Annotated in this window: 7 protein-coding genes; all 7 read left to right on the top strand. The window is 43.9% G+C overall.

What is annotated here, in order from left to right; all coding sequences use genetic code 11:
• Nucleotides 1–136: 136 nt before the first annotated feature.
• The 7 genes from IQ457_RS13300 to IQ457_RS13270 all read left to right on the top strand — a co-directional run bounded on the left by IQ457_RS13300 (nt 137) and on the right by IQ457_RS13270 (nt 11,845).
• Complete coding sequence (locus tag IQ457_RS13300; protein ID WP_200663865.1) at nt 137–628, top strand: META domain-containing protein; 492 nt, start codon at nt 137–139, stop codon at nt 626–628.
• Nucleotides 629–849: 221 nt separating this feature from the next.
• Nucleotides 850–1,860: a PD40 domain-containing protein gene (locus IQ457_RS13295; protein WP_200663864.1), complete on the top strand. Its 1,011-nt coding sequence runs from the start codon at nt 850–852 to the stop codon at nt 1,858–1,860.
• A 339-nt stretch (nt 1,861–2,199) separates the two neighbouring features.
• Nucleotides 2,200–2,868 (top strand): hypothetical protein, encoded by a 669-nt coding sequence (locus IQ457_RS13290; protein WP_200663863.1) that lies wholly within the window; start codon nt 2,200–2,202, stop codon nt 2,866–2,868.
• Between the two features lie 147 nt (nt 2,869–3,015).
• Nucleotides 3,016–5,028 carry a flotillin family protein gene (locus tag IQ457_RS13285; protein ID WP_200663862.1) on the top strand — a complete coding sequence of 671 codons (2,013 nt, stop codon included), beginning with the start codon at nt 3,016–3,018 and terminating at the stop codon, nt 5,026–5,028.
• A 272-nt stretch (nt 5,029–5,300) separates the two neighbouring features.
• Entirely contained in the window at nt 5,301–11,432 is a 6,132-nt protein-coding gene (locus IQ457_RS13280) for a DNA repair ATPase (protein WP_200663861.1), read from the top strand.
• Between the two features lie 56 nt (nt 11,433–11,488).
• Nucleotides 11,489–11,659 (top strand): DUF2256 domain-containing protein, encoded by a 171-nt coding sequence (locus IQ457_RS13275; protein ID WP_200663860.1) that lies wholly within the window; start codon nt 11,489–11,491, stop codon nt 11,657–11,659.
• Between the two features lie 39 nt (nt 11,660–11,698).
• Nucleotides 11,699–11,845 carry a DUF2256 domain-containing protein gene (locus tag IQ457_RS13270; RefSeq protein WP_200663859.1) on the top strand — a complete coding sequence of 49 codons (147 nt, stop codon included), beginning with the start codon at nt 11,699–11,701 and terminating at the stop codon, nt 11,843–11,845.
• The last annotated feature ends 73 nt before the right edge of the window (nt 11,846–11,918 follow it).

The raw sequence follows: 11,918 nt of genomic DNA, 5'->3' as shown, positions 1-11,918 counted from the left end.
ATTCATTGCAAGATGAATTGAGGACACGCCCTAATCAGGACGCATTAACCTGAGAAAATGCTGCTTGATATGATAAAAACAATATTTTTTTACCTTTGCACTTTTATTTTTATATTTGAAACCTCTAGGAGTTTATATGAAAAACATGACTAAAATGATGATGGCTGCCACCCTTGCGGTTGGTACACTTGCTGCTGCCGGCTGCCAAACCACACCTAGCGTGACCGCGCCTGTGACCCAGCCAATTACTGTTGACGCCCTACAAGCGTATAACTGGCAGCTTGTCGATGCTAAGCGCACCAATGGCGACAAAGTTAGCCAATTATTCTTTGATCCAAACAAACCATTGACGCTTAATTTCTTTAAAGATAACGGTAATGACCGCGTGAGCTTTATCAATACCTGCAATAATATGGGTGCCAACTATAGTGTGGTAAATGGCAATGTCGTACTCGGTAATGTTTTATCAACAATGATGGCGTGCCCTGAGCCACAAGCCAGCTTTGATACGGCGACACTTGCAACAGTACAAGGTAAGTACAGCATCAACAAGAATGCCAATAACACGCCTATCTTGACGATTACTAATAGCAATCAAGTGGCTCATTTTAAAGCCGTTTCTAAATAAGTTAATCGTTTAATATAGACGTTTTAAAATCTGATCACTTAAAATGCCTCACTAAGCAGTGAGGCATTTTTTTATCTAAAATTTATGATGCTTTCCGCTACACTGTCATAAGTCGCTAAGGTTAACTATTTAAGCCATTAAGATATTTCTTATGCCATCAAATTTTTAACCTTATCAAAACCTACATTCCGTATTTATCAGAATTTTATTGGACGTCATTTATGTTAAAAATCTTTGGAGAAAAATCATCTGTCAATTTGCGCACAATAACTGGCATCTCGGCGATAACGGCTTTTAGTTTGTTAACGGGCTGTCAGACATTGCCAAGTACGTTGCCTAAAGCGAATCATGCAACCAAAACACCTATTGATACAAGTGCGAGTAATCCGCTAACGGCGCGCATGCCAGCGATAGATCGGCAAGGGCGCATCGCTTATGTTGAAGAGCAGGGAGCAGGCGCTGCAAAGATATCAACGCTATATAGTATTCGTCCTGATGGTAGCGACCGCCAATTGTTAGATCAGCTCAATGGTTATATCTATGCGCCAGCGTGGTCTACCGATGGTCAAATGCTCGTCTATAGCAAACAAGTCGCGCGCCAGTCTCCCAAGATTTATATTTATGATCGCAACAGCAACACCCAAAATCTCATCGTCAATGCCGAGGGTAGTAACTTATCAGCCTCATTTTCGCCTGACGGGCAAAAACTGCTTTATAGCTCAACCGTCGGCGGCAATGCTGATATCTATGAGATGCGCTTAAGCGACGGTCATACCAAACAGCTTACGACCTTAGCGAGCACGGAAGTGCAGCCAAGCTACGCAAGCGACGGGCAAAGCTTTGTCTATACCAGCGACAAAGTGCGCGCTGGTCGTCCCAGTATTTATCGCTATCACTTTGCTACCGGTAAGGCGACATTGATACCGACCGCAGGCTATGCAGCCAGCCCGCAACTGAGCTTGAATGGACAGTATTTAGCCTATCTTAATGGTCGTAAGGCGGCGGTCATGACACTGGCTACAAGGCAAGTGGTTAATCTAGCAGAGACAGGACTTGATGAGCCCGCGCGTCTGTCGCCTTCTGCACAGTATGCTGTCTATCCCACAAAGCTTTCGCAAGTAAGCGGTCAAAGTGGTAGCAGTTTGGTGATTCATTCTTTAGCTGGCAATTCAAGTTACGCGATTAGCAGTAAAACAGGCGGCGTCGTGCGCTCACCGATTTGGGGTCGTTAAGGGCGAAACCTATGTATTATGTAATGGAATGTATATATAATCACTAACAAAGAAACATAAGTTGATTGAATACCCTACGATTTAGAGGTGGCATAACCGTACGTTAAATTCCTTATAGCCCAAGATTGTACGGCAGTACTGTCTTATTGTTCAAAATACAACAAGCAAAATTTCTGAAATAAAGTCTTGAGCACTAAGGCGATAGTTGAAGCTGAATGAATAAATCTGAATGAAGTAAGTCTTATTAAAGAAACGTCGAGTAACTTTCAGTCATATAAAAAATCGTATAACCAAGACATCAAAAGGTTGGATTAGGCGAGTAAAAGGAGAGAGCGGTTCATGCAAGAGTCCTTTTTAGTTTTTATCACTAAAATCAGTTTGTACCCGACGTTTATTTTTACGGGGCTTGTCATGTTTGTGACGTTATATTGGCTGGTGTCATTACTCGGCATGGCAGATATGGATAGCGTAGATTTTGGTGAGCCAGATGGTGATGTTTCTACCTTGTCATCGACGGGGTTTTTCACTGGTCTCATGCTCAAATTTGGTCTTTATGGCGTGCCACTCATCATCATACTGAGCTTAATCAGCCTAATCGGTTGGCTATTAAGCTACTTATATACGAGCTTTTTACATCAATATTTTGACTCTGGTCTTTTGTATTATCTCTTTGGTACAGGGGCGCTCATCTTTGTGTTGGTCGTATCCATGTGGCTAACAGGTATGATCATTGCTCCCATTCGCAAAAATATTGCCAAAATCCCCAAGCGTAATGCGTCTAGTAATATCGGTAAAATCGCCGTGGTACGTACATTGAGTGTGACTGACAAACATGGTGAAGCAGAATTAAATGACGGCGGCGCAGGCTTGATACTCAAAATTCGTTCAGACATCAATGATGATTTGCTCAGGCAGGGTGATAGAGTGACGTTGATAGAATATTTAGAAGAAGCCAATGCCTACCGAGTTGCTCCCGTTAAAGAAAAGTCGTATAAACCGCCGCTATAAATAATTTTAAAATTGAAATAAATAACATTTCTCCATTCGCTTTATAAGTTGGCAGATTGGCGGTACAGAGATAACTAATAGTTTGTTTTTAAGTATGGTATTAACTGTTTTAAATTTGGTTGCAATGTTCTCATTAAAGGAATGAATATGGATATACTCATTATCGTCGGCGTGGTTGTGGTGCTGGCGTTTGTTTTTATTATGGCAGCGCTGTTAATGCTCAAGGCTTTTTATTTTAAGGTAGAGCAGGGTAAAGCGCTGATTATCAATGGCGTGAGTAAAATCGCCGTACGTTTTGATGGTGGTTTTGTTTGGCCAATCATCAACAAAAAAGAATTGATGAGAATCTCCCTTATCACCTTAGAAGTCGATAGACGCGGTAAAGAAGGGCTAATTTGCGCCGATAATATGCGTGCGGATATCACAGTGGCGTTTTACTTGCGTGTTAATGAAACAGAAGAAGACGTCCTTAAAGTTGCCAAATCGGTTGGGGTTGAAAGAGCTTCAGACAAAGTGGCGGTCAATGAGCTGTTTAATGCTAAGTTCTCAGAAGCGTTAAAAACAGTAGGCAAGCAGATTGATTTCGTCAAACTCTTTGAAAATCGTAGCGAGTTTCGTGACAGTATCGTGCAAGAAATCGGTAATGATCTTAATGGTTATGTCTTAGAAGATGTGGCGATTGATTACTTAGAGCAAACGCCGAAAGCGTCACTCGATTCAAGCAATATTTTGGATGCTGAAGGTATCAAAAAGATTACCCAGCTAACAGCCTTCCAAAACGTCATCACCAATGAGCTTGAGCGTGACGAAGAGCTGGCCGTTAAGAAGAAAAACGTCGAGACCAAAGAGGCGATGCTGGAGCTAGAGCGCCAGCAAGCCGATGCTGAAGCCAAACAGCGCCGTGAGATTGCATCGGTAATTGCCCGTGAGCTGGCGGAAACTCGAAAGATTGAAGAAGAAGAGCGTAAAAAATCTGAAACAGCCGTTATCATGGTTGAGCAAGATTTAGCGATTCAGCGTGAAAATCAACAGCGTGAAATTGAAGTCGCTGGACAGAACCGCTTGCGTGCTGTTGTGATTGAAGAAGAAAAAGTCACCCGCGCTCGTGATTTAGAAATCGTCTCGCGTGAGCGGGAAGTCGACTTGCAGCGTATTGAAGCTGAACGCGCCATTGAGCTTGAGAAAAAAGAAATTGCTAACGTCATTCGTGAGCGTATCGCGGTAGACAAAACGGTCGCACAAGAAGAAGAGCGTATCAAGGAAGTTCGCGAAGTGAGCGAAGCCGAGCGCTCGAAGCAAACACGTGTCCTAGCCGCCGAAGCCGATGCCGAAGAAATCAAAGTACGTCAGGTGAAAAAGGCTGAAGCAGAAGAGTTGTCTGCTAAGCATAAAGCGGTTGAGATTACCACGCTTGCGACGGCCAATCTTGAGGCCGCTGCCAAAGAATCGGAAGCTAAAATGAAAATGGCGGAAGGTATCAAAGCTGAAGAGTCTGCGCATGGTTTTGCTGAAGCGGCCATTCAAGAAGCCAAGTCGGTATCTTTGGAAAAAGAAGGACTTGCCAAGGCTAATATTATCAAAGCGACTGGTCAAGCGGAAGCACAGTCAGAACGTGAAAAAGGTATGGCTGATGCTGAGATTATCGCCGCGCGCGGTGAGTCTAATGCCAAAGCCGAGCGTGACATCGGTATGGCAAACGCGCAAGTGATTGCCGCTCGTGGTGAATCAAATGCCAAGGCGGAACGTGAAGTTGGACTGGCAAAAGCGGAAGTTACTCGTGCGCATTTCCAAGCTGAAGCAGATGGTCTGGTCGAAAAATTCAATGCCATGGGCAGCATGACCGTCGAGGCACGCGAGCACGAAGAATTCCGTATGGGTCTTGAAACTGCGCTACAAGAAGCGATGGCGTCTATCGAAGCCGGTAAGGAGATTGCCAAAGAAAATGCTGAAGTCTTGGCAGTTGCGCTACAAAAAGCCAAAATCGATATCGTTGGCGGCGAAGCGCACTTCTTCGATAACTTCGCTAAGTCGTTATCTATCGGTAAAGCCATTGATGGTCTCGCTGGCAAGTCAGATACGTTAAGCGGCATTATCAATACGATGATGGCCAATCAAGTGATGACCAAAGCGAACAAGCAGAATGATGATGAAACGGCTTAGTATCATCGTTAGTCGACATGACTGATTTATTATCAACAAGATTTGACCCATAACTTTTCATTAATAAGCAATCTGTCACTTAAGTGGCGGATTGTTTTAACCAACTCAATCTAAACGCTTTAACATAGCAGTAGTTAATGACTACTATTAACCATGAGTTGGCTCATCTAAAAAAACCAGCGGTGACCACTCGTTTTTTTAGATGAGCCAAGTGCTTCTTTAATTCAAAAAACCTTAGATTTATCTGATTGCCTAAAAATGGACGAGCAACGATGGCAGATACGCAAAACCCAACCAATTCAAATAACACCCATAGCCAGAAACAATCCGAGCAAACGGATCAAGCGGTCGCTTCAGGTAATGCGTATGAGCTTATTAAAAAGCGTCTTACTGAGCAGGGTAGTCGGCTAGAGCAACAGACCGCTAGGCTGAATCATGCGCGTCTGCAAGAGTTTGGCAGCACGCAGATGCAAGTCATCGCCCGCACCCGTATTCGTACCGAATACAACTGTGTGGCGCAAGATATGGTACAAGTGGGCGACTATCTGTTGTTTGGCTACAACGTCTTTATGGGGCTAAAGCGGGCGAGTAATATCAAAGATGTGTTGTCGCTATATCGATTGATAGAGCCTACTAATAAAAATGGTGGTGATGAAAGTCAGCAGAATGGTTTCGATAGTAACGATAGCATGGATAAAGAAAGCGCTGAGCAAGAATATCAGCTGGAAGAAGTAGATCTAAAAAATACCTTTTTAGATCAAGAGGCATTTGTCCAAGATTTTAATGAACTGTATCGCTATTACAAGCACACGCGCCTGATTCAGCTGACCGTCAAAGACAGCAAACTGCTATTGGCCTTTCAAATTGGCGAGCGTATCACCGATATTCGTGTCTTTCGTTTTGCCCTAGATTTTAGCCAAGGCACACCAAAGTCAGCCCAAATTGCCTACGTAGACAATCGAGGCGAACGTGATATCGAGTTGCCTCCTGCTTACGATTTTGATTGGGTAGATACCACGCGTGAGCAGATGGTCAATGGTAAATATCCACATATGAATATCTTAGATACCATCTTTGTAGAAACCATTGGTGGCGATTTGACCATTAAGATTGAGGATAATACTCAATCAGGGCAGGGTATTTATAGCGAGCCTGTGAATGATCGCACCCAGTCGTTGACTGACGCTGAAATTGCTTATGCCAAAGTTGGCAGTTTAATACTGCTGAAAATACTGCCGTATCGCGAAGACAGTTATCGTTATTTTGTTTATAACACCTTGACTGAAGCCGTATTGCGTTTAGATGCAATTGGGCAGTCGTGTGTACAGCTGCCTGAAGATCACGGTATTATATTTCCCGGTGGTTCTTATCTGCAAACCGGTGAGTATAAGCTGTTCGATGCCAATAGTGTCGGTGCTAAAGACTTAAAGTTTAAACGTAAAATCGTATCGCCCAATGGTGAAGACGTGTTGTTTTTATTTTACGATGTCGCTTTAGGTATCACAGGGTTATTTCCTTACAACCTTATTAAAAAACAATTGGCAAATCCCATTTACTGCAATGGTATGGCATTGGCGGACAATGGGCGTTTGGTACTATTTAATGACCAAAGTGAGCCGTCACGCATTCACCCGATGCAGATATGGCATACGCCTTATGCGTCACCTGAGTATGTTAGTGAGTTGCCTGAAAGCAGTAGTTTTTATGGCAAAATTGGCAATAAAGAGTTAGTGCGCGGTATCTCCGACCTTTATAGCATCACTCGCCTAATTGATAATCAAAGCGTGTCACAAAAACTCTATGAGGAGCTAGCGGATAATACCAGCCGCCTCTTTGATAGCTATTACTGGTTGTCTGACCCTGAGCTTAATGACGTTGCCAGTAGTATCAAGGACGTAACGGCGACCGCTGAATTGGTCATTGATGAGTTTGCCAAAGTACAAAGCATCCAAAAGCAAACCCAAACGGCGTTAGCCGATGCCGATACGCAGCAAAATGAGATATTACGGCAAATACGTGTGACCACCTTTGAGTCTGCCAGTGATTATGTGGAGCAGCTGTCGGCGTTAAGACGACAAAAAGGCCGCCTGGTCAGCTTGGAGGACTTGCGTTATTTAGATAGCGCTAAGCTACAGGCATTGCAAACACAATTAGAAGCAGCAGAAAGCGAGCTCGCCGAAAAAACCGTCTTATTTTTAAGTGGAGACAAAGCATTATCAAGCTACGAAGACATATTAGCAGAGGTCAGCGAACGCTTAAATACGGCCGAAACCAATAGCGAGCTAAAGCCAGTACTAGATAAAATTGATGAGACAGCGCAAGGCTTAGATTTGTTGACCGAGCTATTAGGCATATTAGATGTTGCCGATGCCACGGTACGCACCCAAATTATCGATGATATCTCTGCCATTTACTCTCGGTTAAATCAAAGCAAAGCCAAGCTCAATCATAAGCGTAAAAACTTAGGTTCTGCTGAAGCAGTCGCGCAATTTGGCGCGCAGTTTAAGCTATTTGGTCAGTCCATTGCTAATGCATTGTCGATTGCCAATACGCCTGAGAAATCAGACGAGCAAATGGCGAAATTACTGGTACAGCTAGAAGCATTGGAAAGCCAGTTCGCTGATCCAGAAAGCGGTAGTGGTGATCAGTTTTTAGTAGATATCATAGCCAAGCGTGAAGAGATTTACGAAACCTTTGAAAATCATAAACAGCAACTGCTTGATACCCGAAATCGTAAAGCCCAGAACTTAGGTGATGGTGCGCTGCGGATGCTTGAGAGTATCAAAAAGCGTACGCAGAGCACAGGCGTCACTGGCTTTAAGGAAGAAGAAGCGCTCAATACCTATTTTGCCTCAGATGGCTTAGTCCAAAAAGTACGCGCTATCGCTAAGAACTTGCAAGCGATGGGCTTTAGTGTCAAAGCCGATGATATAGACGCGCGCCTAAAAGCCATACAAGTTGAGAGTTATAAGAGTCTAAAAGATAAGTCTGACTTGTTCGAAGATGGCGGTCAGATTATTAAATTAGGCAAACACCGCTTTTCGGTTAATACCCAGCCTTTAGATTTAACGTTGCTCAGTCGTCAGCAGTCAGATGGCAAGCGTGTGCTCAATTTGCATCTAACAGGCACCGATTATTATGAAGTGCTCAATAATGCTGAATTAAATGCCTTGCGCCCTTATTGGGATATCAATATCGCCTCCGAGTCTGACAGCGTTTATCGCGCTGAGTATTTGGCATATAGCATTATCGAAAGTGCCAAAAAAAGCCAAGACGGCTTGACGGAAGCGCGTTTATATCAGGCCTATGATGCGACGCGGTTAACCTTCGATAGCAAGGGTGAGATAGATGAGGACAGTCCGCTACCTAAACTCGTCAGGGCCTATGGCACGCCGCGTTATCAGCTCGGTTATGACAAAGGTATTCATGACCATGATGCGACGCTGTTATTGCTACAAATATTACCCACCCTACGTGAAGCTGGGCTACTGATTTATACCCCGCAAGTACGGGCGTTGGCGCAACTATTTTACTGGCAGTTAAGTTTAACCAAAGCGCTTGGCTTAGAAGCGCTACGTCAATTTGGTTATGATACTTGGTTAAATGAGCTGGTACTGACGCGGGTAAATAATTGGCAAGATAGAGCCATTACAGCTGAACAATTGCATCGAAGCCTGGGCAGTGATACTGCAAAAGCATTGCTGGTTGAAGATATGACGCATGTGATGCAGAGCTTTGTTGCCGCTTATAACGCCGATAAATTTGCTTTAGAAGATAGCTCAGATTCAGAGATTAGCCAAATTCATCAACCCGCTATGGTTAGTAACACGACTGTCTTTCAGCAAGGCTACGTGCAGCAAGCTTGTGAATACTTGGTCAGTGTTATGGGGCAAGTTACTACGCCCAATGGCAATATCGAGTGGCAGACCAGCCAACAAGCGCAGCAGTTATGTGAGTTATTGAGCAAAACGCTAAATAGCGCGTCAGCCAATGCGCAAAATAACATGGGTTTTGAGCAACTAAAGTCCTCGATTGGCAAGCTTGGTTTACAGCCAAAATCAGCCTATGAGCTACTAGCCACATGGTTTTATGCGCTGCTCGATCAAACTTATGGCAATGATAAAATAGCTGACAGTCAGAGCGATGCAAGCGGTGACAATGCACTTAGCGAAGATCAGCAAGCAAAAATCGATGAAGAAAACATCTTACGCCAGCAGCAATTGGCAAGTGATCGTCATTACGTGCCCGAAGCGATTGCTGTTTTACTTACTCAACTAAACGATACTCAAAGAGAAGATTTGGTACAGCATCTTATCGAGTCAGGGTTAAGCTTTGATAGTATTAATAAAGGCGCAACGAGCACTTCGTTTTCAGTGCCTTCGCTGACCAGTATTAACAACCCACTTAATCAAGCGCAAAGCTTCGAGCGTCGCATAAGTAAGGTCTCGCTTGAAATTCAAGTCAATAATTTACTAGGTGAGCATGAGCGCATTCATCAGCAAACTTTAACCTTTGCCGTCGATGATTTCTTAAGTCGTTTGCATCATCACGACACCCAAGTCATTCCGGCTTATAAGCGCTACCTAGCCCTGCGTTCAGAGATTTTACAAGACTCAAAAGAAACGTTGCGACTGGACGAGTTTATGCCCCGTCCGCTGTCATCCTTTGTACGAAATCGTCTGATTAACGAAAGCTATTTGCCACTCATCGGTGACAACCTCGCCAAACAGATGGGCACGGTTGGCGAGGATAAGCGTACCGATTTGATGGGTATCCTGATGATGATATCGCCGCCAGGTTACGGTAAAACCACCTTGATGGAATACGTTGCGAACCGTCTTGGTCTCATCTTTATGAAGATTAACTGTCCGTCACTCGGTCATGATGTGACGTCTTTAGATCCCGAAAAAGCGCCCAATGCCACCGCCCGCGAAGAGCTAAATAAAATTAACTTAGCCTTTGAGATGGGTAATAACGTCATGCTTTATCTCGATGATATTCAGCATACCCATGCAGAATTTTTGCAGAAATTCATCTCACTTGGCGATGGTACACGCCGCATCGATGGCGTCTGGCAAGGCAAGACCAAGACCTATGATATGCGTGGCAAAAAGTTCTGCGTGGTCATGGCGGGTAACCCTTATACCGAAAGTGGCGAAGCATTTAAAGTACCTGATATGCTTGCCAACCGCGCCGATATCTACAATTTAGGCGATATCATGAGCGGCATGGAAGAGATATTTGCCCTCAGCTATATTGAAAACTCGCTGACCTCTAACGCGGTATTAGCACCCCTTGCTAACCGCGATTTGAGCGATGTACACCGCCTCATTAAAATGGCCAAAGCCGACAATGCCAATCTTGCCCAAGCACAAAGCAGCGAGCTGACCTATCCATATAGCACCTCAGAGATTAACGAGATTATTGCTATCTTGCGCCATATGTTTACGGTACAAAAAGTCATTTTGGACGTTAACCAAGCCTATATTGCGTCCGCCTCGCAGGATGATAAATATCGCGTCGAGCCGATATTTAAGCTGCAAGGCAGTTACCGTAATATGAATAAGATGACTGAAAAACTCTCGGCAGTCATGAATGAGAACGAGCTTAATCAGCTAATCGATGATCATTATCTAGGCGAGTCGCAGCTATTGACCCAAGGTGCAGAAAGCAATCTACTGAAGCTCGCTGAGATACGCGGCAAATTGACTGAGGCAGAGGCTGCACGTTGGGTGCAAATCAAGGCTGACTTCTTACGCAATAAAGCCATGGGCGGCGAAGACGGTGATACAGGCGCACGCATTGTCGCTCAGTTGGTCGACTTGGCGAGTGGCTTTAATGCTATTAGCAGCCAGTTTGAAACGTACCTCACGCAAAATAATCCAGAGCAAATCGCTCGCTTACGAGAAGCGGAACAACAAGTGCAACTCGATAACCAGTTGGAAGCACAGAAAATACTTGCCGATAGCGTGATCAGCAATGCCAAGATCGTCAGCGACAGCATCGATAATGGCTTTGAAAAAAGTATGAATCAGCTGATAAAAATCTATAAGCATGATCATAATATTGGAAAGGCGGAAAGCGAGTATCTCAAGCAAAACCAAGACGTGCAAAAAGCACTGATGGTACAACTGATCGATGCCGTCGAGCAACTGGCACAAAAAATGGCTGATAGATTATCTGAAACCCTATCTAAGAGTGATGAGAATCAAATAGCAGGTACCGATATTCCTGATATTCATCAACAGACTGTACTGATGGCAAACGCACTTAAAGAGGCGCTTACGCCACTGACGATGCGGATGGACGAGAAGTTAGCAATTGATAGCAGCACCGATCAATCTGGCAAACTTATCGTCAATAGTCTTAATAGGCTGAACAAAATATTTGATGATTATGAATAGTCGTATTGATAAGAGAGGTAAACTATTGATGCATCAAACAAACCAATGAGAAAAATATGGCGCACAAAAAGAAAAATGTTCGTAAAAAGGAATGTCCTGTCTGCGAGCGTGAATTTAGCTGGACTAAGAAGCTAGATAAAAACTGGGAGAGCATGGTCTATTGCTCAGACCAATGTCGCCGCGTGAAAAAGTATGAAGGGTTGGATCATCAAAAAGAAGATAAGTAAGTGTTAATAGTGCAGTATAGATATAAAAGGGCGCAGACGATGGCACATAAAAAAGTAAATCTACCGCAAAAAATCTGCCCCGTTTGCCAGCGTCCGTTTACATGGCGCAAAAAGTGGGAGAAGGATTGGGAGCAGGTGATTTATTGTTCGGAGAAGTGTCGGCAGGGTAAGGGTAAAGTAGATTGAACTAGGATTAAATTATTATAATGCTGCTAGGTTGTATAATCTAGGGCGTGTCCTCAATTCATCTTGCAATGAA

This window comes from Psychrobacter sp. M9-54-1 (genome assembly GCF_016613355.1).
Classification (GTDB): domain Bacteria; phylum Pseudomonadota; class Gammaproteobacteria; order Pseudomonadales; family Moraxellaceae; genus Psychrobacter; species Psychrobacter faecalis.
The sequence above is the reverse complement of the archived record's forward strand: the minus strand, read 5'-3'. Positions and strand labels throughout refer to the sequence as shown.